The 23,908-nt window shown below is 68.1% G+C and carries 20 protein-coding genes and 3 pseudogenes; 11 read left to right on the forward strand and 12 right to left on the reverse strand.

Features of this window, described 5'->3' with window-relative positions:
• Positions 1-45 precede the first annotated feature (45 nt).
• The gene (locus tag Sspor_RS07570; protein WP_033215581.1) at positions 46-321 is read right to left on the reverse strand and encodes an MGMT family protein; all 276 of its coding nucleotides are present in this window, start codon (positions 319-321) and stop codon (positions 46-48) included.
• Between the two features lie 7 nt (positions 322-328).
• On the reverse strand, positions 329-856 hold the full coding sequence (locus tag Sspor_RS07575) for a DUF488 domain-containing protein (protein ID WP_202198342.1): 528 nt from the start codon (positions 854-856) through the stop codon (positions 329-331).
• 294 nt (positions 857-1,150) lie between these two features.
• On the opposite strand from Sspor_RS07575, the gene Sspor_RS07580 reads away from it, so the two are divergent.
• The gene (locus Sspor_RS07580; RefSeq protein WP_373318749.1) at positions 1,151-1,897 is read left to right on the forward strand and encodes a uracil-DNA glycosylase; all 747 of its coding nucleotides are present in this window, start codon (positions 1,151-1,153) and stop codon (positions 1,895-1,897) included.
• A 73-nt stretch (positions 1,898-1,970) separates the two neighbouring features.
• Here Sspor_RS07580 and Sspor_RS07585 read toward each other — a convergent pair whose 3' ends face one another.
• A complete protein-coding gene (locus tag Sspor_RS07585; protein ID WP_237403732.1) occupies positions 1,971-2,876 on the reverse strand; it encodes a universal stress protein in 906 nt (301 codons plus the stop codon).
• 761 nt (positions 2,877-3,637) lie between these two features.
• On the opposite strand from Sspor_RS07585, the gene Sspor_RS07590 reads away from it, so the two are divergent.
• Entirely contained in the window at positions 3,638-4,126 is a 489-nt protein-coding gene (locus tag Sspor_RS07590) for a beta-class carbonic anhydrase (protein WP_202198344.1), read from the forward strand.
• Between the two features lie 87 nt (positions 4,127-4,213).
• Here Sspor_RS07590 and Sspor_RS07595 read toward each other — a convergent pair.
• The 3 genes and pseudogenes from Sspor_RS07595 to Sspor_RS07605 all read right to left on the reverse strand — a co-directional run bounded on the left by Sspor_RS07595 (position 4,214) and on the right by Sspor_RS07605 (position 7,614).
• Positions 4,214-5,464, reverse strand: a pseudogene (locus Sspor_RS07595) (NAD(P)/FAD-dependent oxidoreductase).
• Between the two features lie 189 nt (positions 5,465-5,653).
• A complete protein-coding gene (gene tal / locus Sspor_RS07600; protein ID WP_202203533.1) occupies positions 5,654-6,769 on the reverse strand; it encodes a transaldolase in 1,116 nt (371 codons plus the stop codon).
• Positions 6,766-7,614 (reverse strand): helix-turn-helix transcriptional regulator, encoded by an 849-nt coding sequence (locus Sspor_RS07605; protein WP_106971279.1) that lies wholly within the window; start codon positions 7,612-7,614, stop codon positions 6,766-6,768. The genes tal and Sspor_RS07605 overlap by 4 nt, the downstream gene beginning before the upstream one ends.
• A 128-nt stretch (positions 7,615-7,742) precedes the next feature.
• Between Sspor_RS07605 and Sspor_RS07610 the strand changes: the two genes are divergently transcribed.
• Complete coding sequence (locus tag Sspor_RS07610) at positions 7,743-8,282, forward strand: DUF2231 domain-containing protein (RefSeq protein WP_033215571.1); 540 nt, start codon at positions 7,743-7,745, stop codon at positions 8,280-8,282.
• Positions 8,283-9,013: 731 nt separating this feature from the next.
• Positions 9,014-9,373, forward strand: a complete 360-nt coding sequence (locus Sspor_RS07615) for a hypothetical protein (RefSeq protein WP_202198345.1) — start codon at positions 9,014-9,016, stop codon at positions 9,371-9,373.
• Positions 9,374-9,481: 108 nt separating this feature from the next.
• Here Sspor_RS07615 and Sspor_RS07620 read toward each other — a convergent pair whose 3' ends face one another.
• The 3 genes from Sspor_RS07620 to Sspor_RS07630 form a co-directional block, all read right to left on the reverse strand.
• Positions 9,482-9,955, reverse strand: a complete 474-nt coding sequence (locus Sspor_RS07620; protein ID WP_033215563.1) for a hemerythrin domain-containing protein — start codon at positions 9,953-9,955, stop codon at positions 9,482-9,484.
• A 14-nt stretch (positions 9,956-9,969) separates the two neighbouring features.
• Positions 9,970-11,157 carry an MFS transporter gene (locus Sspor_RS07625; protein ID WP_202203534.1) on the reverse strand — a complete coding sequence of 396 codons (1,188 nt, stop codon included), beginning with the start codon at positions 11,155-11,157 and terminating at the stop codon, positions 9,970-9,972.
• Between the two features lie 270 nt (positions 11,158-11,427).
• On the reverse strand, positions 11,428-12,408 hold the full coding sequence (locus Sspor_RS07630; RefSeq protein WP_202198346.1) for an Acg family FMN-binding oxidoreductase: 981 nt from the start codon (positions 12,406-12,408) through the stop codon (positions 11,428-11,430).
• Positions 12,409-12,899: 491 nt separating this feature from the next.
• Here Sspor_RS07630 and Sspor_RS07635 point away from each other — a divergent pair, with 491 nt between their 5' ends.
• From Sspor_RS07635 to narI, 5 genes are all read left to right on the forward strand, one after another.
• Positions 12,900-13,232, forward strand: coding sequence for a cupin domain-containing protein (locus Sspor_RS07635; protein ID WP_033215559.1), 333 nt, complete (start codon positions 12,900-12,902; stop codon positions 13,230-13,232).
• Between the two features lie 354 nt (positions 13,233-13,586).
• Positions 13,587-17,300 (forward strand): nitrate reductase subunit alpha, encoded by a 3,714-nt coding sequence (locus Sspor_RS07640; RefSeq protein ID WP_202198347.1) that lies wholly within the window; start codon positions 13,587-13,589, stop codon positions 17,298-17,300.
• The gene (gene narH / locus Sspor_RS07645; RefSeq protein WP_202198348.1) at positions 17,300-18,958 is read left to right on the forward strand and encodes a nitrate reductase subunit beta; all 1,659 of its coding nucleotides are present in this window, start codon (positions 17,300-17,302) and stop codon (positions 18,956-18,958) included. Before Sspor_RS07640 ends, narH begins: the two co-directional genes overlap by 1 nt.
• Entirely contained in the window at positions 18,955-19,653 is a 699-nt protein-coding gene (gene narJ / locus Sspor_RS07650; RefSeq protein WP_237403733.1) for a nitrate reductase molybdenum cofactor assembly chaperone, read from the forward strand. Before narH ends, narJ begins: the two co-directional genes overlap by 4 nt.
• Positions 19,650-20,369 carry a respiratory nitrate reductase subunit gamma gene (narI, locus tag Sspor_RS07655; RefSeq protein WP_202198349.1) on the forward strand — a complete coding sequence of 240 codons (720 nt, stop codon included), beginning with the start codon at positions 19,650-19,652 and terminating at the stop codon, positions 20,367-20,369. Before narJ ends, narI begins: the two co-directional genes overlap by 4 nt.
• A 375-nt stretch (positions 20,370-20,744) precedes the next feature.
• Here the strand turns inward: narI and Sspor_RS07660 are convergent.
• A pseudogene (locus tag Sspor_RS07660) lies at positions 20,745-20,970 on the reverse strand (transposase); the annotation flags it as partial.
• 3 nt (positions 20,971-20,973) lie between these two features.
• Between Sspor_RS07660 and Sspor_RS07665 the strand changes: the two are divergent.
• On the forward strand, positions 20,974-21,408 hold the full coding sequence (locus tag Sspor_RS07665; protein ID WP_202198350.1) for a hypothetical protein: 435 nt from the start codon (positions 20,974-20,976) through the stop codon (positions 21,406-21,408).
• Positions 21,409-21,529: 121 nt separating this feature from the next.
• Positions 21,530-22,109 (forward strand): annotated as a pseudogene (locus Sspor_RS07670) (DUF488 domain-containing protein).
• A 7-nt stretch (positions 22,110-22,116) separates the two neighbouring features.
• On the opposite strand, the gene Sspor_RS07675 reads toward Sspor_RS07670, so the two are convergent.
• Positions 22,117-22,551: a cupin domain-containing protein gene (locus Sspor_RS07675; protein WP_202198351.1), complete on the reverse strand. Its 435-nt coding sequence runs from the start codon at positions 22,549-22,551 to the stop codon at positions 22,117-22,119.
• Between the two features lie 208 nt (positions 22,552-22,759).
• Positions 22,760-23,773, reverse strand: coding sequence for a type I glyceraldehyde-3-phosphate dehydrogenase (gene gap / locus Sspor_RS07680; RefSeq protein WP_202198352.1), 1,014 nt, complete (start codon positions 23,771-23,773; stop codon positions 22,760-22,762).
• Positions 23,774-23,908: the final 135 nt, after the last annotated feature.

The following is a 23,908-nucleotide window of genomic DNA, read 5'->3' on the forward strand; positions in this document are numbered from 1 at the left end:
CTCACACCCCGATGAGTGGTGCAAGCGGGTCGCACCCCGGGGCCCTCACCGATGTCGTGCACGCTCCATGTCCACCCGCGTCCCCCGCATCGGGGTCCCCTCGCGGTTGAGCAGCTCTGGTGCCTGTCCGTCGTGGCAGGCGGCCGGTGTTCCGTCGGCGTGGACGACACGCCACCACGGCACGCCGTCGTCGAGCAGACTCATCGCCCGTCCTACCTGCCGTGCGGTCGTACCGATCCGCGTGGCGATGTCACCGTAGGAGGCAGCGGACCCAGCGGGGATGGTGATGACCACCTCACGGACTTCCTCGATGATGCTCATGGTGGCCTCAGGGGTGCGCCGGATAGGTCAGGTGCCCGTTGTGGACCTGCGCGTTCTTGTTCAGGACCGCTGGCTTCGTCGTCGTGGACGACATGATGTCCACGACCTCGGCTCCTTTGACGATCAGCGCATCGGTGATCAGTCGGCGGTGACAGCGCCACGGCACCGCCTCGCTACACATGATCGCCGGCCGTTCGTGGTGGGCCAGTTCGAGCAATTCGTCCAGCCCCTCATTGAAGGCATCGCCTGCCATGTAGTCGGCGTAGTCACGGAAGGCTTTGACCCGCCAGGCACCGTTCACGCTCGGAACGCCCTTGGGGGTGTGCCGCCGGCCGCCCAGCTTCGGGATCCACCGGTATCCGATATCAGGAGGGAGGGCGTCAATGACCGCGTTCTGGTCCCATTGCGGAAACTTCCTCGACGAGGGAAACGACCGCACATCGACCAGGCAGGTGATCTCATTGCTCCGCAACATCTCCAGCACTTCCTCGAAGTCGCGCGTCGAATGCCCCACCGTACAGATACGGTTCGTCATCCTGCCGCCTCACTCACGCCACTCGATTGCCCGCCCCACCGGCCGGCCGTCAGCTCGCCCGCGCTGCCGTACAGGCCCTTCGCTATTCACCGTACGAACCCGGCAGGACACTGCGCCACCTGGCTCGACGCGCCCCGTGGACCTCGGCCTCCTGCGCCGGAACGGTCGTATCTGATGTCCTGGCCCCGCTCAGGTTGCTCTCGGACAGGCCGGGGGTTGTCCAAGGCGGAGACGTTCACCCATGCGCTACCAGTCACTGTGAAAGCGGATTGATCATTGTCCACGGAATACCCGGTGCGGGCCGCAGCCAAGGCCCGCACGCTGACCGAACTGGAGACGCGGCTGGTGCGGTGCCGCGCCTGCCCACGCCTCGTGGCGTGGCGTGAGGAGACCGCCCTCGCCAAACGTCCCGCGTTCGCTGATTGGGAATACTGGGGGCGGCCGGTACCCGGGTTCGGGCCCGCGGACGCCGCCATGATGATCACAGGACTCGCGCCCGCCGCACACGGCGCGAATCGGACGGGCCGGATGTTCACCGGCGATCGGGCGGGCGACCTTCTGTACGCGACGCTGTATGACCTCGGGCTGGCCTCCCAGGCAACGGCCACGGGCCTGGATGACGGGCTGGAACTGTACGGGGTCAGGGTCACCGCACCCGTGCACTGCGCTCCGCCCGCCAATCGTCCCACGACCGGCGAGAGGGACACCTGCCGCGTGTGGCTGGTCCGGGAGGCACAGTTGATGCAACCGACCCTGCGCTCCGTCGTCGTGCTGGGCACCTTCGGCTGGCAGGCAGCCCTCTCGGCCCTGGAGGAGGCCGGCTGGAGCGTGCCCCCGCCGCGCCCGGCGTTCGGCCACGGCGTACGGACGACATTGACGCCGGCGGGCCCGACGGGCGCCGAGGTGACAGTGTTCGGCTGCTACCACGTGAGCCAGCGCAACGTGTTCACCGGCCGACTGACCCCAGCGATGCTGCGCCAGGTGCTCGCCGAGGCTGCGTACACGGCCGGCCTCCCCGTCGAACGACCGGGCCCAGGGTGACACCCTCCGGTACGACCGCCGAGACGTCCGGGAGTGGTGTGGCCATTGGACTCTCCTGCCCTGGTGGTCGGCCTCAGTCGTGCGCGACGACGGCGACCGGAGAGATGGAGTGATGCATCAACGCGTGGGCGATGGGGCCGATGTGGCCGCCGAAGTCGGACCGGCGGATGCGTCGGCCGACGACGACGAGGGCGGCGTCGGTCGCCGCGTGGAGAATCTGGGCCGCGGCCTGACCGATCGGGGCACGTGGTTCGACATGTACGTCGGTGAACCTGTCACGCCACGGGCTCAGCATCTCGTCCAGGGTGGTGGTGATGGCGTGGGCCATCTCGCTCTGGATACCCGGGTTGAGCGCTGGTGAGTAGCTGAGAATCGGCGGCGGGGTCCATCCGTGGACGACGATGAGCGTCGTGTCACGGTGGGCGGCTTCCTCGAAGGCGAAGGCGAGGAGATTGTCGCAGGGCTGACGGATGTCCAGCCCTGCCACGACGGGTCCGCTGGCGCGGCCGCCGTCGGGTGGCTTGCCCGTCCCATCGGCGGACCGCACCAGCACGACGGGGCGTTCGGTCTCGGCGATGGTCTCCGAGGCTACGGATCCGACGATGAAGCCGGCGACGACGCCGAGCCCGCGCGAGCCGATGGCCAGCAGGTCGGAGTCCTTCGCTGCGCGGGCGAGGGCCAGGGAGGGCAATCCGCCCACGCGACGTGTGGAGACCTCGAGGTCAGGGTGCTCGTGACGCAGCTCGTCGGCGGTGTCCCGCAGCAGGTTCTCCGCCCAGGCGCGCTGTGCCTCGGTGGTCGTGACGGGGAGCGGTGGATGTTCCAGCCATTCCTCGGCGTGGACCAGATCCAGGCGGGCGTGTCGGAGTTCGGCCTCGCCGGCGGCCCAGTGAGCGGCTGCCGTGCTTTCCGGTGTCCCGTCAAGACCTACAGTCACCTGGTTCTTCATGGTGTGCATCTCGTTTGGAGTGCGGGTCATGCTGACGGACTCCTCCGTGTTGCGGTGTCGGGTGTGACGAGTGGCATGTCGTCCTGCTCGTAGGTGAGCCGGTCGATGACGTCCACGACGCCGTCGACGCCGTACGACGAAGGCAGGGGCCGGTACATCGGAACTGCAGTGATGACGATCCCACCGTGTAGGCAGTCGGTCGCATGTCGCACCGTGCCGACCACCGCCGGGAACGCGGGAAGCAGGATCAGCAGGGGATCAGCCGCACCGTGCGGTCATCAATCGTCAACTCCAGCAGCACGACCGGTACGGTCGCCGCGACCACGTAGGCCATCGGGGCTTTGACGCCACCTCTAGGGATGGCTCGACCCCGCTCCCATCGCGCGACGTCACGGCGCGTCGGGCGCACGGGCCGCCACACGCCGACGAATCACCTATCCAGGCTCCTCCGCTCGAGGCAGCGCCGCAAGCGACGGGCTTCGCCCGGTGTGCGGCCACGGGCACGGTCGAGCCGGCCGGGTACGTCGCCAGGCGGTGTCCCGCTGCCCGATCGTCTTGCTGCATTGCCCGGCACGGGGGATGTGGTGCCCGCCCCGCAAGAGCGTCGGGTCGTATGCGGAGGTATCCGGGGCGACTATCGAAGGGAGAGACGTAGTTCTCGCCCAGGCTGTGACGCGGCCGGCGCGGGCCAGCACCGGCGCAGCCCTCCACGCCGGGCGAGTAGGTGCGCGGGGCCGAAGAATCCTGGGGCAGCGGCCATCGTGCCAAGACCATGGGGAGAGGCAGCGAAGATGTCAGTCACCGAGCTCTATCTCGCGAACAATCGGGCCTATGCCTCTCGGCACACCGGCCCGCTTCCGATGGAACCCTCCCAGCGTGTCGCTGTGGTTGCCTGCATGGACGCGCGGCAAGACATCTACGCGGTCCTGGGTCTGGAGGAGGGCGAAGCGAGTGTGATTCGCAACGCGGGGGGAGTGATCACTGAAGACGTCATCCGGTCGCTGGCGGTGAGCCAGCAGTTGCTGGGAACGGACGAGATCATGCTCATCCACCACACTGACTGTCGGATGCTGACGTACCCCGGCTATCGGCTCAAGGAGCCGATCCTCAGTGAGTCGGGTATGCGGCCCCTCTGGCCGGAAGATTCCTTTCACGACGTGGAGGTCGACGTACGATGGTCCATCAGCCGCGTCAAGGCGAGCCCCTACCTTCCCCACCGCGAATCCGTACGCGGTTTCGTGCTCGACATCGCCACAGGACTGCTTGAAGAAGTGACATAGCACGCCGTCGGGAAGTCGCCGGGCATTGCCTGATGTGACGATGCGGATCGGGGTTCCGAACTGATGCGGAAGGCCCCTCGCGGACCTTCAGCCTGTCGCGTCGGGGTGGTTGAGGAGTTGTGTCAGCGGAACGTCCACATCGGCGAGTTCACTTGCGTCGACTGCTTGGCCGGATGTGACGAGAGCGCGGATCGGGTCGGTGACGTCCCAGACGTTGACGTTCATGCCGGCGAGGACCCTGCCGCCGGAGAGCCAGAACGCGATGAACTCGCGGGTGTCCCTGCGGCCGCGGAAGACGACCTGGTCGTAGCCGCCTGGTTCGACGTAGCCGGTGTACTCCATGCCCAGGTCGTACTGGTCGGTGAAGAATTACGGAACGCGGTCGTAGGCCGCGTCCCGGCCGAGCATCGCCTTCGCCGCGACCTGCGGCTGGTTGACGGCGTTGGCCCAGTGCTCGACACGGATGTGCTTGCCCAGGAGCGGGTGGAAGGCGTTGGCGACGTCGCCTGCGGCGTAGATGTCCGGGTGTGAGGTGCGCAGGTGGGCGTCGACGCGGATGCCGTTGTCGACCTCCAGGCCGGCGGCGTCCGCGAGCTGGGTGTTGGGGGTGATACCGACTCCGACGATGACCGCGTCGGCAGTGATGCGGCTGCCGTCGGCCAGCAGCACGCCGGTCGCCCGGCCGTCGGCGCCGGTGATCTCGGCGACCTGGACACCGAAGCGCAGGTCCACCCCGTGATCGGTGTGCAGGTCGGCGAAGACCTGGGCCACCTCGCGGCCCAGCACGCGCAGCAGCGGCAGCTCCGCCATCTCCAGCACCGTGACCTCCACCCCGGCCGCGCGGGCGGCGGCCGCGGTCTCCAGACCGATCCAGCCGGCGCCGATCACCACGATGCGGGATGCGGACTCGAAAGCTTGCTTGAGGCGGTCGCTGTCGGCGAGCCGGCGCAGGTAGAGCACTCCGTCGAGGTCGGCTCCGGGCACCGTCAGGCGACGCGGTGAGGACCCCGTGGTCAGAAGCAACTTTCCGTAGCCGATGCGGCTGCCGTCAGCGAGCGTCACCTCGTGTCCGGCCGGGTCGACCGCGGTGACGGTGGTGCCCAGGCGTAGATCGATGTCGTGCTCGGCGTACCACTGGGGAGGGTGGACGTAGACGGTGTCACGCTCGTCCTTGCCCAGCAGATAGCCCTTCGACAGCGGCGGCCTTTCGTAGGGGCGCTCGTTTTCGTCTCCGAGCAGCACGACGGGGCCGTCGAAGCCCTCTTCGCGGAGGGTCTGTGCTGCCTTCGCACCGGCCAGGCTGGCTCCGACGATCACGAATGCGTTGTTCGCGGCCATGTTCTCTCCTCTGCTGCGTTGGCTCGGCCCGCGGGCGGGTGGTGATCCGCACCCTGCCCTCGTCGCACGTGGCCAGGCCATCGTCGTCGATAGCCCTGCGCTGTCAGCGGTTGATGTGTTCCCCGGTGTGTCTGCCGATCGGTTGTCGCCGGTGACTGCCGGTGCTGGGACCGTTCGTCGACGGCCGTGTCAGGCGGCGGTGCGTGTCGCGTGCAGTTCGGCGTCCAGTTGCTCGAACAGTTCATTGCCGGAGGCGGTGAACTTGGCGATGCCCTCATCCTCCAGCACACGCACCACGTCGTCGTAGGACACTCCGACCGTCTCCAGGTCGTTGAGTACCTGCTGGGATGCCTCATAGGTGCCGTGGATGGTGTCGCCCTGGATGTGGCCGTGGTCGGCGACCGCGCGCAGGGTCTGCTCGGGCATGGTGTTGACCACCCAGGGCGCCACCAGTTCGTCGACGTAGCGGGTGTCGGCGTAGGCGGGGTCCTTCACCCCGGTGGAGGCCCACAGCGGGCGCTGGGGGCGCATCCCAGCCGCGGCGAGCGCCTGCCACTCCTGGGAGGCGGCAGCCTGCTCGAAGTGCTGGTAGGCCAGGCGCGCGTTGGCGATCGCGGCCCGCCCGCGCAGGGCCAGTGCAGCCGGTGTGCCGATCTTGTCCAGTCGGCTGTCGATTTCGGTGTCCACCCGGCTGACGAAGAAGGAGGCCACCGATGCGATGGACGCCAGGTCACGACCCGCCGCATGGGCCTGACCCATGCCGTCGAGGAAGGCGCGGAGGACTTGGTCGTAGCGGTCGAGGGAGAAGATCAGTGTGACGTTGATGCTGATGCCTTCGGCGAGCGCTGTGCTGATCGCCTCCAGGCTGGGCTGGGTGGCGGGGATCTTCACGAACAGGTTCGGCCGGTCCACCAGCCACCACAGGGCCCGTGCCTCGGCGATTGTCGCCGCCGTGTCGTGGGCGACGCGCGGGTCCACTTCGAGCGATACCCTTCCGTCCACGCCGCCGCTGGCCTCGTACACCGGTCGCAGGACGTCGCAGGCCCAGCGCACATCGAACGCCGTCAGCAGCCGGACGGCCTCCTCCACGCGCACCCCGCGCCGGGCCAGATCTCCGACCTGCTCGTCGTAGCGGGCACCCGAGCGGATCGCCTTGGCGAAGATCGTCGGATTGCTGGTAATACCCACCACCTGCTGCTCCCGCACCAAGTCGGCCAGCCCGCCACCGGCGAGCCGCTCCCGGCTCAGATCATCCAGCCAGACCGCCACGCCTTCAGCGGACAGCCGGTCCAGGTTCTCACTCATGATCTTCTCCTTCGCGTCGTCTCGCGAGATGCCGGCCACGTACCGCCCGGCTCCCCTGCGGACCGAGCACAGACCTCCTTCACACACGCCCCATTGGCAGGGCCAGGCACGCTCGCACCGCTAGCTGCGGCGCGAAGTTCCACACAGCACCGGCCCGGGTAAGGGGCGAGGACCGCGGCAATCCCAGATGCCTGAAGGCCGGTGAGGAAACCGCCGAGGAAGGCATGGTTGATTGAGCACACCAGGTCGGGCGATCGGGCGGCCAGCGGGTGGAAGGGGCAGTTCAGCAGCCGCACCTCGGTCGGAGCCTGCCGGTCGGGCTCGAAGCCGTGCTCCTCCAACACGGATTCCGAAAGCGTGAGAGAACGCTCGGGGCCCAGACGGCCGGGACGGCTGCTGGCGCGTGTCGCAGCCCCGAGCGCCTCACCGCGGTGGCGGGCCGTGCGCAATGCAGCGGACTGCGCGTCCTCGCCCGGCTGCTGGCCGAGGACCGCGTCGATGAGGATCTCCGCCAAGAGGTCGGGGCGGCGCTCGGGGATGGAGATGCGGATGTCGGTGTCCGCCGGCTCGTACACCTTGGGCTTGCGGCCCACCCTGCGGATGCCGCCCGGGTGGTCGTATCGGGATGTCAGCAGCCCGGCCGCGGCCAGTTTGTCGAGGTGGAAGGCGGCCAGCTTGGCCGAGATACCGGCATCGGCGGCGGCCTCCTCGCGCGTCACCGGCCGGTGGGCGCGCCGTATGAAGCCATACAGCCTGCGGCGTACCTCGTCCCCGAGCACCGAGACCGCTTCCACTCCCGAAACGGTGTGGGCCTGAGGAGGAGCCGGGGTCGGGTCAGGGGTCATACATCAACGATAACTCCAATCCACGTGCCCGTAACCGAGCAGCTTCATATCCCCCGCCTGGCGGATTGGCCCCTTCCGCGAATACATCCAATACTGATTGGTGCAATCTTCTGGAGGAGGATCCTGTCATGCCGAGCGAACCGCACCAGCAGGCGAAACAGCCGGTCAGCGCCGCCCTCGCCGGTCCGTACGGGCATCCGTTCCATCCGATCCTGGTCACCGTGCCGATCGGCGCGTGGGTGGGCAGCCTCGTCTTCGACATCGCCTCCCACCTCGTGGACGATCCCGACTTCCTCGCCCGCGGGGCGATGTGGCTGATCGCCGTGGGCGTGATCGGAGCGCTGGCTGCCGCGCTGGTCGGCCTCCTGGATCTGTTCGCCATCCCCACCGGCACGCGCGCCTTTCGTACCGGTCTCATCCACATGACGCTGAACCTGCTGGTGACCGCGTCATACGCAGGCAGCTTCCTGTGGCGTCACGCCGGGGACGGGCCGTCCGGCAGCGTCGGGGCGGGGCAGCTCGTAGTGAACGCCGTGACCTTGGCCGTGCTCGGCGTCTCGGGGTTTTTGGGCGGCAAGCTCGCCTACCGCTATGGCGTCCGCGTCGCCGACGAAGCGACGCAGGCCGAGGGCTTCCTTCCGTCCCGCCGGAACTCAGCCCGCCCCTGACCCGCAGCGAGCGCATTCGCACTACATATTCACCGCTACCGCTCAGGGAGTTCCCATGGACATGGCCGCACTAAGGCGCTCACGACTCCAGCGTCCGCTCACGGACGACATCGGGGTGGGGGTCTTGAGCAGCGGCGCCATACGTCCTGGGCTGCATTGCCTTGGAGGAGCACGGCCCTTGTTGAGGCCAACGACGGCGACCGGTACCTGTGCACCGCCTCCCCGACCGGCCAGCTCACCGCAGCCCCGACCGACCTGTTCCGCTCGCACGCGGCCGCCGAGGCCGAACGCCTCGGACGGGAGCGCCGCCGAGTCTCCCGCCCCATGACGCCTTCGCCGTCGGCGCTGCCCTGGAAGTCCTCGACGCGCTCGATCAGATGTACCAGCCGCAGTTGTGCGTGCTGATGCCCGACCATGCGTATGGTCGCCGACCAGCTGCTGCTCGGCTCGCCGGCACGAAGGCCCCTCCTCCCGCAACGGCTTGACGTCACCACCAAGCTGGCCGGCCTGCTCGCCGCACCGATGCGCCTGATCGTCGTGGGCGAGTCCAGGCGGCTGACCGGCGACTGCAACGAGCTGCTGAGCCACTCCACGACCACCCCAAGACCCGCTACGCCCTGCGCTACGTCGGCGGCGGCTGAGAGTCCTTCGAACGGATCGCCGCCAAGCTCGACGACAACCCCAACCGGGTCAACTACGCAACGCGACGTCGGGCCATGGTCGGCTGGCGGATGCCGACGTCCGATTGGCCCGAGCTGTGCAATGGTATTCCCAAGCTCGGCCGCCTGGCCCGGCAGGAGCCGGCCCTCGGCGCGGTCCTCGTCTGGGCCGAGGTCACCCAGTCCGAGCCTCTCAACTGCCCTCTTCTTGCCACGACGGTGCTTGCCGGCCAGGACAGGAAGCTGTTGGTCGACCAGGTAGGCCAGTTCCTCACCCCGACCAACCAGAAGGCCGGGCGCCTCAAGCTCCGCCGCCGGCTCGAGCTCTACGCCGCCCGTCTCGCCGCGCGATGTGACGCCGCACCTCGCGGCACTTTCGGGCCGGGCACTTCGGCGGTTTCGGCTGTTTGGAGCACAATCGGCGCGGTATGAGAAGCGGCGGATGCCGACCCGTGCGGGTGATCGGGTGGATGCCAGGCGAGGGTCGGGCTTATCTGTGGGGCTTGCCGGAAGCAGGCCCCCGAGCAGTGGACAACACGCCTAACGGGTCGGCGTGGAAGCCGCGTCGGTGATGCGGGTGCGTGCCGCGTCCACCATGTCCCACTGCTCCGGGGCGAGGATTGCCAGTGTCGCCGGGAACACCCCGTCCTGTTCCTTGAGGATGTGCTCACGTAGCAGGGCGAGTGCCTCCATCAGCCGACTGGGCCAGCCCGGATCGGCCGGGACGCCGTCGGCGGCCTCGCCCAGGACCTTCTCGATGCGTCGGTGTTCGTCCTCCAACGCGGCGATCTGCTCGGGGAACTCGTCCGACATCGCGGGGAAGAGGCCGTGTTCCTCCACCTGGGTGTGCGGGAGGAGAATCGCAGTGATCAGGCGTGCCACCCGGGCCATCTCCGCGGCATCGGCGCCGTGGTGGGCAGCACGCACGACGCTGATCAGATCGACCACGCTGTCGTGCTCGGCGGTCAGTTCGGCGATGGCCTTGATCGACTGGCAACCACAGTACTCACACATGGGGATCCCTTTGCTCACCGCACGGGTGCGGGCTCGGTGTCGGGCGCTGCGGGACGGGCTGCTACCCGGCGTACGCCGGTGACGGTGTACGCGAGTGCCGCTAGTGCCACGACGGCAAGCAGGGCCAGCCCCAGGGCGTAGGAGGCTGTGGCGCCGTAGATGGTGCCCATGACCAGTGGCGGGATGAATCCGCCCAGTCCGCCGGCCGCGCCGACCATCCCGGTGACCGATCCGACCTTGTTCGCCGGAGACAGCAGGGCGACCAGGGCGAATGTGGCACCGCTGCCGGCTCCCAGAGCGGCGGCCATGGCCAGGAATGCGATGCTGCCCACCGGAGCCAGTGACGGGGAGGCGGCCTGTACGGCCGCGCCGACGGCCACGACCGCCATGGCCGTACCGAGCACCGGTGTCGGCCCCACGCGGTCCGACAGCCAGCCGCCCACCGGCCGCATCGCGACCGCCAGCAGCACGAACCCCGCCATGCGGTTCGCCGCGTCCGCCTGACCGAGGCCGTAGCCGGTCTTCAGGTAGGTCGGCAGGTATACCGAGAACGCTACATACCCGCCGAACGCGACCGCATACAGGGCGCCCGCCTGCCAGGTGATGCCCAGGCGTGCGGTGGCGGCCAGCCGGTGGCCGAGCGGCTCGGTCGGCGCCGTCCGTCCGGGAGCGTCCCGCAGCACCACGGCGGCCAGCACCGCATAGACGGCCAGCGCGGCGGCAGTGATCAGGAAGGGGTTGGCCATGCCGTGGGCGTCGACCAGCTGCACCGTGGTGAGCGCGCTGATCGCGGTGCCGCCCATGCCCGCTCCGAAGATCCCGATGACCAGACCGCGCCGCTCCGGCGGGAACCAGGCGCTCACGAAGGGCACACCGACGGCGAACGAAGTGCCGCCGATGCCGAGGAAGAACCCGCCCACCAGCAGCGCGGTGAGCGAGGAATGGCCGGCCAGCCCCAGAAACAGCACCGGAGCCGCCGTTGCGGCAGAGACCAGCGGGAACATCACGCGCCCCCCGAACCGGTCGGTCAGGGCGCCCACAGGAATCCTGCCCAAAGACCCCACCACCACCGGCACCGCGACCAGCAGTGACTGCTCGAACGAGCTGAGCAGCAGCGTGTCCTTGAACTGCGGCCCCAGTGGACTCAGCAGGGCCCACGCCCAGAAGTTGATGGCGAATCCCAGTGTGGCCAGCGCCAGCATCACCACCGGCCGGGCATCGGGCGGCACCGGGCCCCCCGCGTCCGCTCGCCCGTCAACCGCCCCTTCCCTCACATGGCGCATTGCTGCCCTCTCCGTCCCGCTCGCGGCTGCCACCAGCTGACAGCCTGGGCCGGGACACTCTCCTGGTCTTCCACCAGCGGCTCCAGCCCCAGGTTCGGACACCGGCCGGCCGGGTGGCAGGGCCGTTCGGCCTCTCCGTTCGGCCAACCGGGACCAAGAGACAGAACGATCGTGGCCCTGCGTGTCCCCCTACGCGAAGTCGAGCACCTCGCCCACCGGACGGCGGGGGGACCGCACACCCCCAGGCCCGTACCCAAGCCGCAACACCATCTGCACATGCCCCATGGCAGTGAGAGGGTCACGCACATTCCACCGCAGATCAGGACGTTCCAGCGCATGAGAGGTCAAAGAGGTGGCCAGCCCATGGGAAGTGGCCACGAGCAGAACACGCTCCATGGCCTGACCGGCCCGCAGCCAGTCAGCAGGCCCATCTTCTGCCGTGCCCAGCAGAACAAGCCGCGGCGCACTCTCGAAGGTGGCCGCAGGGCGATCCGCAACGCGATGCCGGCCGGCGAAGTCACGCACCGGAGCCCTGCCGTCATGCCGAAAGGGACCGAAAGCGTATTCCGGTACGCCGTCAGTGCTGAGCGACGCGGCGGGGCCGGTGCGGATCCAGCCCTCCATCTCCTCACTGTTGGCCGGCTCCAGGCTGTCGCGTCCCTCGGCGTCCTGGACCAGTTCCAAGATCGACTGAGTGTGCCAGGCATCGGGAACGCCCAGGCCGGCGCCCTCCGCACGGGCCGCCTCGCGCAGCTCACGCCACACTGTCTCTGGAATCTCCTGCTCCGTGAACGGCTCCCGGCTGGTGTGGCGGCGGCGGATGGCCGGGCGCAGCGCGCTCAGGACGGCGCTGGCGACGACTGGTTCGTCAAGGCGCACCGTGGCGACCAGGAGTCCCTCAGCCGGATCGGGCAGCAGCCGGCAGACCGGCTCGAGACCGGCATGTGCTGCGGAGACCCGCAGATTGAACAAAGCCGCACCACAGCCCAGGTGCAGGGCTCTGTTGTCCGGGTCCGCGTGCGGCATCGCCCGTGCTGTATCGGCACGGAGCTCCAACACATGACGTTTCGAAAGCCAGCGAAACCGCCACGGCTGCGCATTATGCATCGACGGAGCCGCCGTGGCGTCCTCGACCAGGCCCGTCACCCGTCCGGGATCGACATGCCGCATCGGAACACCTCCGCTGAGAACCCACCGCACTCCAACGCCTCGGAGCGTCTCCTACCCACCGTAGGGCGGAGCTACCGAAAGGCAAACGCCCTCGTTGGACCGGGCATGACAAAAGAACCGATGCGAGAGACCTGCGAGATGCCCGACCGGGGTGCTGTTGCGCCGACTGCCCCCGCCACAGGAGCCCGCCGCAGTGAGCGAACTGATCGAGGCGATCGTGACGGCCCCGCCCCTGTCGGCAACGATCAACGCATCCGCACCTTGCTGCAGGACCTGGCGCGCGTAGCCGGCATCCAGGTACTCATGCCGCTCCGTCGCCGCCTGTACGACGGACTGCGGTGAGACCCTTCGCGGCCACCCGGAGGCCGGCATCGCAGCGGCACCTGAACCGACACCGCGCCGCCAGCACCCCGGGGCCTCGGACGGCGCCGGCGCAACGGCGCCGTCGTGCCGGGCATTGACGATCACTGAATGAGTGACAGACTCGGCCCATGCAGAAGTTCTCTCTGGATGCCAAAGTCCGCGAGCACGTGCAGCATGCCGCAGCAGCTGCCTCCGGGCGTAGCGCGGAGACCGTCTACGGCGGCGCCGAGCACGTACTGCGCCAGACTGTCGTGGCCCTGGAGGCGGGGAGGTCACTCACCGAACACGAAAACCCCGGCGAAGCCACACTGCTCGTTCTGCGCGGACGGGTGCGCTTGCACAGCACCGATGCATCGTGGGACGGGATGGCCGGTGACATGATCGTAGTACCGCCGGTTCGGCACAGTCTTGAGGCACTGGAGCGATCCGCGGTTCTGCTCACCGTTGCAAAGCATCAATGACCTCGGCGCCGGTCCCGAGAGTCGCTGAACGCGCTGCCTGGCGCGGCTGTCCGCACCTTGAGCGCTGAGCCACACGCTTCGCTCACATCGCTCGGCAAGCTCCCCCCTCGTGTGCTCCGATAAGCCCACCGACACGCATCGCGGTGCGGTGCGTGACCGGTCGGTGGCATACCGGAGTCGGTGAAGGGTGCAGGGACGCATCCGCCGGCCATCGTTGTCCCTGGGATGGGTTGGCCCGTGCGTGTTCGGCCGTTGTTGTGCGCGGTCACCGCGGGTTTCGCATCGGCCGATATTTCGATCGTTGTCCCCTTTTACCGCACAAGGACAGGAAGCGTTATGGGCAAGGATATCGGGATGGACGGGCCCCTGGCCGACGCACTGGTACGCAGTCGGCGGTTCTTCACCCGGGGTACGGTCTCCGCCGATCTGAGGACGCTGTCGCAGACCGGGGGCCGTGACGCCGACGACTTCTACCGGGACCGGTGGAGCCACGACAAGGTCGTCCGCTCCACCCATGGCGTCAACTGCACCGGTTCCTGTTCCTGGAAAGTCTACGTCAAGGACGGGATCATCACCTGGGAGACCCAGCAGACCGACTATCCCTCGGTCGGCCCGGACTCGCCGGAGTACGAGCCCCGCGGCTGCCCACGCGGCGCGGCCTTCTCCTGGTACACCTACTCGCCGACCCGGGTGCGCTACCCCTACGTCCGTGGTGTCCTGCTCCAGATGTTCCGTGAGGCGAAGTCACAGCACGACGGCGACCCGGTGCGGGCGTGGGCGCACATTGTCGAGAACCCGCTCAGGGCCAAGGCGTACAAGTCCGCGCGGGGCAAGGGCGGCCTGGTCCGTGCCACCTGGGAGGAAGCCGCGGAGATCATCGCGGCTGCCCACGTGCACACCATCGACAAGTACGGCCCCGACCGGGTGGCCGGTTTCTCACCGATCCCGGCCATGTCGATGGTCTCCCATGCCTCCGGCGCCCGGTTCGTCAACCTCATCGGCGGCTCGATGCTGAGCTTCTACGACTGGTACGCCGACCTCCCGGTGGCCTCGCCCCAGGTGTTCGGCGACCAGACCGACGTCCCGGAGTCCGGGGACTGGTGGAACGCGGGCTACCTCATCATGTGGGGCTCCAACCTGCCGGTGACGCGCACACCGGACGCGCACTGGATGACCGAGGCCCGGTACCGCGGCCAGAAGGTCATCGCGGTCGCCCCCGACTACGCCGACAACGTGAAGTTCGCCGACGAATGGCTGCCGGCCAAGCCGGGCACCGACGCCGCCCTGGCCATGGCCATGGGCCACGTCGTGCTCAAGGAGTTCTTCGTCGATCGTCACACCCCGTACTTCACGCAGTACGTCAAGACCTACACCGATCTTCCCTACCTGGTCCGGCTCGACGAAGCCGCCGGACCAGGTACGAGCGGCGAGAAGACGTACACGGCGGGCAAGTTCCTCACCGCCTCCGATCTCCCCGGGCACCAGCATGAGGAGAACGCCGCGTTCAAGACCGTGCTCGTTGACGCGCGGACAGGGCAGCCGGCTGTTCCTGGCGGTTCTCTGGGGCACCGCTACGGCGAGGCCGGTGTGGGCAAGTGGAATCTGGAACTCGGTGACGTCGACCCCCAGCTGACGCTGATGAGCACCTCGCAGGAGAGTGTGCTCGTCCGGTTCCCGCGCTTCGACACCCCCGACGGTGCGGCGGCCGACCTGCCGCGCGGTGTGCCGGTCCGGCGGGTCGACGGCCATCTGGTCACCACTGTCTACGACCTGCTGCTCGCGCAGTACGGCGTGGGCCGGGACGACCTTCCGGGAGAATGGGCCACCGGGTACGACGACGCCGAGTCGCCCTACACCCCGGCATGGCAGGAGACGATCACCGGTGTCCCGGCCTCCACCGCGGCCAGGGTCGGACGCGAGTTCGCCGCGAACGCCGAGGAGTCCAAGGGACGCTCGATGATCGTGATGGGTGCCGGAACCAACCACTGGTTCCACTCCGACACGATCTACCGGGCGTTTCTCACCCTCACCAACCTGACGGGCTGCCAGGGGGTCAACGGCGGTGGCTGGGCGCACTACGTCGGCCAGGAGAAGGTCCGGCCGCTCACCGGCTACACACAGATCGCCAACGCGCTGGACTGGAACCGGCCGCCGCGCAACATGATCCAGACCGCGTACTGGTATCTCCACACCAACCAGTTCCGCTACGACCAGTTCGGCGCCGACACTCTGTCCGCCAAAACGGGCAGCGGGCAGCTCGCGGGAATGAGCACCGCCGATGTACTCGCGCAGAGCGCGCGCATGGGCTGGATGCCGTCCTACCCGACCTTCAACCAGAACCCACTCGACCTGAGCGACCAGGCCACCGCGGCGGGGACCCCGGTGGGCGAATACGTGGTCGAGCAGTTGAAGTCGGGCGCCCTGGAGTTCGCGGGAGAGGACCCGGACGCCCCCGAGAACTACCCGCGCATTCTGTCCATCTGGAGGGCCAACCTGCTCGGCTCGTCCGGCAAGGGCAACGAGTACTTCCTCAAGCATCTGCTCGGTGCCGACTCCTCGGTACGGGCCACCGAGACACCGCAGGACCGACGGCCGGTCGACGTGAAGTGGCACGACGAGGCCCCCGAGGGCAAGCTCGACCTGCTGATGACGATCGACTTCCGGCAGACCAGCACCACGATCTTCTCCGACGTCGTGCTGCCCGCCGCCACCTGGTACGAGAAGCACGACCTCAACACCACGGACATGCACCCCTTCGTGCACTCCTTCAACCCGGCCATCGCGCCGCCCTGGCAGACCCGCACGGACTGGGATGCCTGGCAGACGATCGCCGAGAAGTTCAGTGAGCTCGCCGCCAGCCGGCTGGGAGTCCGCAAGGATGTGGTGGCCCTTCCGCTCACCCACGACACCCCGGACGCGATGGCGAACCCGCACGGAACCGTGCGGGACTGGAAGAAGGGCGAGTGCGAGCCGGTCCCCGGGGTCACGATGCCCAGGCTCATCGAGGTCGAGCGCGACTACGGGGCCGTGGCCGAGAAGATGAACGCACTCGGCCCGCTCGTGGACACGCTCGGCGCGACCACCAAAGGTGTGACCTTCGAGCTCGGCGCCCAGGTGGACTACTTGCGGCGCAAGAACGGCACGGTCCGGACCGGTGCGGCGGCAGGCCGACCGTCCCTGAAGCGAGACGTGAACGTCTGCGAGGCGATCCTCGCGCTGTCCGGCACCACCAACGGGGCACTTGCCACCCAAGGGTTCAAGACTCTCGAGAAGCGCACCGGCGTGCGGCTGGCCGACCTTGCCGAGGAGCACGAGGGCAAACAGATCACCTTTGCCGACACCCAGGGCCCGCCCGTGCCCGTGATCACGTCACCGGAGTGGTCAGGATCGGAGAGTGGCGGCCGGCGGTACTCGCCCTTCACCATCAACGTCGAGCGCAAGAAGCCGTGGCACACGCTGACCGGGCGTATGCACTTCTACCTCGACCACGACTGGATGGCCGAGCTCGGCGAAGGACTCCCGGTCTACCGGCCCCCGCTGAACATGGCGGCACTGTTCGCCGAGCCCTCCCTCGGCAACGTCTCGGACGGCTCCGCCGGCCAGGGCGTCGAAGGTCTCACCGTGCGCTACCTCACCCCGCACAACAAATGGTCCATCCACTCCGAATACCAGGACAACCTGTTCATGCTCTCCCTCTCGCGGGGCGGCCAGAACATCTGGATGAGCGACCGGGACGCCGCGAAGGTCGGAATCAAGGACAACGACTGGATCGAGGCGGTCAACCGCAACGGCGTCGTGGTCGCCCGGGCGATCGTGTCCCACCGGATGCCCGAGGGAACGGTGTACATGTATCACGCACAGGACCGGCTCATCGACGTACCGATCGCCGAGACCTCCGGCAAGCGCGGAGGCATCCACAACTCGCTCACCCGACTGCTGGTCAAACCCACCCACCTGATCGGCGGCTACGCCCAGCTCACCTACGCGTTCAACTACCTCGGCCCCACCGGAAACCAGCGCGACGAGGTCACCGTCATCCGCAAGCGCTCGCAGGAGGTGACCTACTGATGAGGGTCATGGCACAGATGGCGATGGTGATGAACCTCGACAAGTGCATCGGCTGCCACACCTGCTCGGTGACGTGCAAGCAGGCATGGACCAACCGCTCCGGCACCGAGTACATCTGGTTCAACAACGTCGAGACCAAGCCCGGGCTCGGCTACCCCCGCACCTACGAGGACCAGGAGAAGTGGAAGGGCGGCTGGACGCTCAACAAACGCGGCCGGCTCACACTCAAGGGCGGCGGCCGGTTCAAGAAGCTGCTGACCATCTTCTCCAACCCCAAGCTTCCCTCGATCAACGAGTACTACGAGCCCTGGACCTACGACTACTCCATGCTCACCGACGCGCCGGCTCAGGAGCACACGCCGGTCGCGCGTCCCAAGTCGCTGATCTCCGGCAAGGACATGAAGATCGAGTGGTCGGCCAACTGGGACGACGACCTCGGCGGCTCCACACTCAACGGTCACCGGGACCCGCTGCTGAAAAAGATCGCCGACAAGGTGAAGTTCGAGTTCGAGCAGACCTTCATGTTCTACCTGCCGCGCATCTGCGAGCACTGCCTGAACCCCTCGTGCGCCGCCTCGTGCCCCAGCGGTGCGATCTACAAGCGCGAGGAGGACGGCATCGTCCTCGTCGACCAGGACAAGTGCCGCGGCTGGCGGATGTGCGTCTCGGGCTGCCCCTACAAGAAGATCTACTTCAACCACCGCACCGGCAAGGCCGAGAAGTGCACCTTCTGCTTCCCCCGCATCGAGGTCGGACAGCCCACGATCTGCTCCGAGACCTGCGTCGGCCGACTGCGCTACATCGGCTTGATGCTGTACGACGCCGACAAGGTGCTCGAGGCCGCGTCCACCACCGACGAGCAAGGGCTCTACGAGGCCCAGCGTGACGTCTTCCTCGACCCGTCCGACCCCGAGGTGGTGCGCGCGGCCGAGAATGCAGGCATCGCCCGCGACTGGATCGACGCCGCCCAGCGCTCCCCGATCCACGCCCTGATCAGCACCTACAAGTTGGCACTGCCGCTGCATCCGGAATACCGCACCATGCCCATGGTCTGGTACATCCCGCCGCTGTCCCCGGTCGTCGATGTGGTCAAGGAGACCGGCGAGGATGCCGAGGACAAGCGCAACCTGTTCGCCGCGATCGACGCGCTGCGGATCCCGGTCGAGTACCTCGCCGAACTCTTCACCGCCGGTGATATCACGCCTGTGGACGCCGTGCTGAAGAAGCTCGCCGCGATGCGGTGCTACATGCGTGACATCAACATGGGCCGCGAGCCCGACGCCTCGATCCCCGCCGCCGTCGGGATGAGTGAGGAGGACATGTATGACATGTACCGCTTGCTGGCGATCGCGAAGTACGACGAGCGCTATGTGATCCCGTCCGCCCACGCCGAGCAGGCCCACTCCCTGGAAGAGCTGGCCACGGAATGCTCGCTCGACTACGAGGGCGGGCCCGGGATGGGCGGTTCCGGCCCGTTCGGGGAAGGATCGGGCGCCCCGACACCGATCGCGGTGGAGAACTTCCAGATGCTGCAGGATCGGCAGACCTCAGACTCGCTGGCCGGCCCCGACGACAAGGCAGGGCGGGTCAACCTGCTCAACTGGGACGGCAGGGGCTCTCCCCCCGGGCTCTTCCCGTCGAAGGGATCGGACTCGTGAGCAGGGTTCGCGCGAAGTCCGCGCTGACTTCGCACCAGCTGACCATTGTGTGGCAGTCGGTCTCCCTCCTGCTGGACTACCCGGACGAAGAGCTTCCCGGACGGATCGCGCTGGTCCGGTCGGCGATGTGGGAACTGCCTCCGGCGCTCGGCGGGACGATGCGCGAGTCCGTGGAGCAGCTGGAGGCCACGCCACTGGCGGGGCTGCAGGCGAAGTACGTCGAAACCTTCGACAACCGCAGACGCTGCAACCTGTTCCTGACCTACTTCGCCCACGGGGACACCCGCAAACGGGGAGTCGCTCTGCTTCGGTTCAAGCAGGTCTACCTGCGCGCCGGCTTCATGCTCGACGATGCGGAGCTGCCCGACCACTTGTGCGTCGTGCTCGAGTTCGCCGCGACGGTCGACAGGGAGCTCGGCCGAGGGCTGATGCTCGACCACCGGGCCGGTCTTGAGCTGCTACGGCTGTCGCTGCGGGACATGGCCTCTCCGTGGGCCGGCCTGGTCGAAGCCGTCACCGCGACCCTGCCGCCGTTGCGCGGCGACGAGCGGGACGCCGTGAGCCGCCTCGCCGCAGAGGGACCGCCCGAGGAAGAGGTCGGGCTCGCACCCTTTGCCAACCCCCGGTTCAGCCCCGCCGCCTCTCGCGAGACCACGACGCTGCCCATGCCCACCTTCCCAGGAGCCCGCACATGAATCAGTTCCTGTACGTGGTCTTCCCCTACATCTGCCTGACGGCCTTCGTCCTGGGACATCTGTGGCGCTACCGCTACGACAAGTTCGGCTGGACCACCCGCTCCTCCCAGCTCTACGAGAACCGGATACTGCGGATCGGCAGCCCTCTGTTCCACTTCGGGATCATCGGGGTGTTCTTCGGCCACGTGATCGGGCTGGGCATCCCCAAGTCCTGGACCGAAGCGGTCGGTGTGTCCGAAGGGCTCTACCACTTCCTGGCCTTTTCGGTCGGTGCGCTGGCGGGGCTGGCCACGGTCGTTGGGATGGTGATCCTGATCTACCGTCGACGCACCGTGGGCCCGGTCTTCTCAGCCACCACCCGGATGGACAAGGTGATGTACCTCTTCCTCGCCGTGGTGATCTTCCTCGGCCTGTTCAACACGGTGGCGGCCAACATCTTCGAGCACTACGACTACCGGGACGGTGTCTCGGTCTGGTTCCGCGGAATCTTCCGATTCGACCTCCACCCCGAACTCATGGGCGAAGCGCCGCTCGGCTTCCAGCTCCACGGCCTGTTCGCCATGGCGCTCTTCGCGCTGTGGCCCTTCACACGGCTCGTCCACGTGTTCAGTGCCCCGATCGGGTACTTCACCCGCCCCTACATCGTCTACCGCAGCCGCGACACCACCCAGCTCGGCAGCCACCAGCCACGTCGCGGCTGGGACCGGGTGGGCTGACACGGATGGTGGTCAATGCGCCGGTCCCCGCCACCGGCCAGAACCATCAGCCGGCATGGCCCGCTGCCGGGCATCTGACTCGCGCATCCGAGTGGTCCGTGGACGCCGCGGTCTTCGATCTCTCGGGCTCGCCACCCTGCACCCGGGCCGTGGCCGGAGGTGAGGCTGCTGCCGGATCCGCACGACCCGGTTCGCCGGCCACCGTACGACTGACGGTGATGATGCGAGTGGCAGTTCTGTTGATGCGTCCGACTCGCCGACTGACAACGCGGACGCTCAAGCGGTCGCCGAAGCCATCGCCGACGCACCGGTGCCTGGCCGGCCGTATCGACGACACACCCTCGTCATGAACAGAGCCAACGGCGTTGTCCGCTGCCACGTGCCGTCACGCTGCCACCGGCGGAACAGGTCGTAGACCCGGTCCCACGGCCCCGTACCGTTCCGGCACGTCCCGCCACGGTGTCCCGGCCCGGGTCCGCCACCGTATGCCGTCAATCAGCTGCCGCCGAGTCCACAACCGCGGCCGGCCCGGCTTGCCACCCACCGGCAGCAACGGCTCCAGCCTCGCCCACTGTGCATCCGTCAGATCTCCACGCGCCACACGATGATCACCACCGATCAAGATCCATTTTCGCAACACACCCTAATCGCCTGGGTGGTCACCGCCCTCGGCCGCGCCTACATGCTCGGCATCTGGCTTAAGCACGGCGGTGCCCGTGGCGGCACCAGCCACCTGCCAGTCCCGGTCATCTTCGGCCACTTCGCACTCGCCGCCATCGGCCTCGTCGTGTGGATCGTCTACGTGATCACCGAAAAGCACGCGTTGGCCTGGACCGCCTTCGGCCTCCTGCTGCCCGTCGCCCTGCTCGGGTTTGTGATGCTCGCCCGCTGGATCCCCGTCCACCGCGACCGCGCAACCGCTGCCGGCCAGAACGCCCCGGCCGAAGGCCACTTCCCGCTCCCTGCCGTCGCGGGACACGGCCTCGCCGCCGTCATGTCCACCATTCGGGGGGGAACGCCCTGGTTCTGGTCTTGCTAACCGCACTCCGGATGGGTGAGTGACGAGTCCCTTACCTTGACCGGCCTGCCCCACTGTCCCGCACAGCCAACCGAAGGCGCACACGGGTGCCGTGCCGGCCGGAAGCTGCTGCACTCGATGTATGGGCCATCACCGGACCGACCCTGCAGACGGGCCGACGCCGCGGATCGCGCTGATCACCTTCGGCCACAGCACCGCGGACCCCGCTCGCTGGCTGGACTCCTCCGGGAAGCCGGCGTTACCGCCGTCGTGGACGCAAGGACCGCTCCCGGCAGCCGCCGTCACCCGGACCTCTCACGGCAGCGGGTGGGCCAGTGGACGCCCGAAGAGCACATCGCCCACCGGTGGGAGCCGCGCCTGGGCGGCTTCCGCAAACCGCCGCCGGACTCGCCCGACAGGGCATGGCGCAACGCGTCCTTCCCCGGCATGCCGCTCATACCCGCAGCCCCGAGTTCGTCACCGCCATGGACGCCCTCATGCACCAAGCGGGCTTGGAGCGCACCGCGGTGATGTGCAGCGAAGCGGTGTGGTGGCGATGCCACCGCCGCCTCATCGCCGACTTCTCCCTCCTGGCCCGAGGCATGCTCGTCCACCACCTGATGCACGACGGACGCCTCACAGCGCACCATCCGACACCGGGGCTGGCGCTTCGCAGCGACGGCCTCCTTGTGTACGACGACGCCGGATCCGTACCACCGTGATCGCGGTTCAGGCCCCGGCCCGGCCGGACTCCCCATTCCGGCCGGTCCCGGCAGGCTGGATCCGCATCCCGGGCCGGCGCCGGTGGACTGTCAGGTACGACAAGCCCCCCTTGCCCGCGACAAGGCCGCGAGTGGAGCCGTGCGGCAGCCAGGTGAGGCTGCCTTCGCTCAGGAGACACGGTCCGTCGGAAGTGACCAAGGTGCCGTCTCCCGCCACGACCAACAGGAGTACGTCCAGGTCCGGTTCGGTATGGGTTTCGACGCGCTGCCCGGCCTGGATCCGCACGATGTTGGCATCGAGCTGCCGGCCTGGTGCCGACAACCTCCACACCGCGCCGGTCGATGCCGGGCCGAGTTCCTCCAGCGTTCCGGTGTCGAACAGAATTCGAGGCACCGGCGCCCCATCGACCGGGTTCGAGAAGTCGCCGTCCGCCACAGTCATCACCGCTACGCCTTGCCTTGTTCCTCGCCGGTGGTCCGGTGCTCTGCCAAGGGAACGCCCGAAGCCGCCCGTCCGTAACGCACGCCGCACGATCGCTGTCTCTTTCGCGCCCGGATTGTTTGACTGACAAGGACCTGCGCTGCGCTCCGACATGCGTCTGGCGGTCTGCACCAGGGGCTGCCGTCGGGCACGGTGACCGCCTGGGTGGTCATGATCTCCGTGGTGAAGTGACGCCGAGCACGGTGAGTGCCTCGCGGACCATCTGGTGAGTGAAGCCCCACTCGTTGTCGTACCAGCTCATGATCTTCACCAGGGTGCCGTCCACGACCCGGGTCATCCCCGCGTCGACGACGGAGGCCCGGGAGTCACCGATGATGTCGCTGGAGACAATCGGCTCGTCCGAGACGCCGAGGATGCCGCGGTAGCGCTCGGTAGCCGCCTCCGCACGGAAGAGGTCGTTCACTTCCTCGGCGGACGTCGGGCGGGCGGTGACGAACACAATGTCGGCGATCGATCCGACTGGGATCGGGACTCGGAGCGCCAGGCCGTCGAAGCGCCCGGTCAGCTCCGGAAGTGCCTTGGTGGTCGCGAGCGCGGCGCCGGTGGAGGCGGGAAGCATGTTGGCTGCCCCGGCCCGGCCGCGCCGGAAGTCCTTGCTGGGCCCGTCGATGAGCTGCTGGGTGGAGGTGTAGGCGTGGACTGTGGTCATCACGGCGCGCTCCACGCCGATTCGGCGGTCCATGACCTCCGCCACCGGTGTGATGCAGTTGGTCGTGCAGCTCGCGCAGGAGATGATCTGCTGTCCGGCCGGAAAGTCGCTCACGCCGTGGACCACGGTGGCGACCGTCTCGGTCCGGGCGGGCGCTGAGAGGATCACGAATCGTGCGCCTGCGGACAGGTGCCGGGCCAGTTCCTCCTCGCGCCGGAAGGCACCCGTGCACTCCAGGACGAGGTCGATGCCCAGGTCGTGCCACGGCAGCTCGGCCGGGTCGCGGCGGCTGTACAGCGGGACGGTGTGGCCGTCGACGACCAGCGCGTCACCGGCAGCGGTGACGGACTTTCCGTAGCGTCCGTAGACGGTGTCGTGGGTGAGAAGGTAGGCCAGGTTCTCGGCGGGGACCAGGTCGTTGACCGCAGCCACCTCAACCCCGTCAAGGTCGTGGAGAATCTTGAACGCGGCCCGTCCGATACGTCCGAGCCCGTTGATTGCGATCTTCGCCATCTGGCATCACCTTCCATCCGTTTCCGGGCACATGCGGACGAGGCCTGGATCCGTCCTATCACCTCCCCGCTCCGCGCGCAGGCGACGTGGGCCCGGCCGAGGCCGCTGCATAGCCCTGCCCGCGGGCTGCGGATT

This window comes from Streptomyces spororaveus (assembly GCF_016755875.1).
Classification (GTDB): Bacteria; Actinomycetota; Actinomycetes; order Streptomycetales; family Streptomycetaceae; genus Streptomyces; species Streptomyces spororaveus.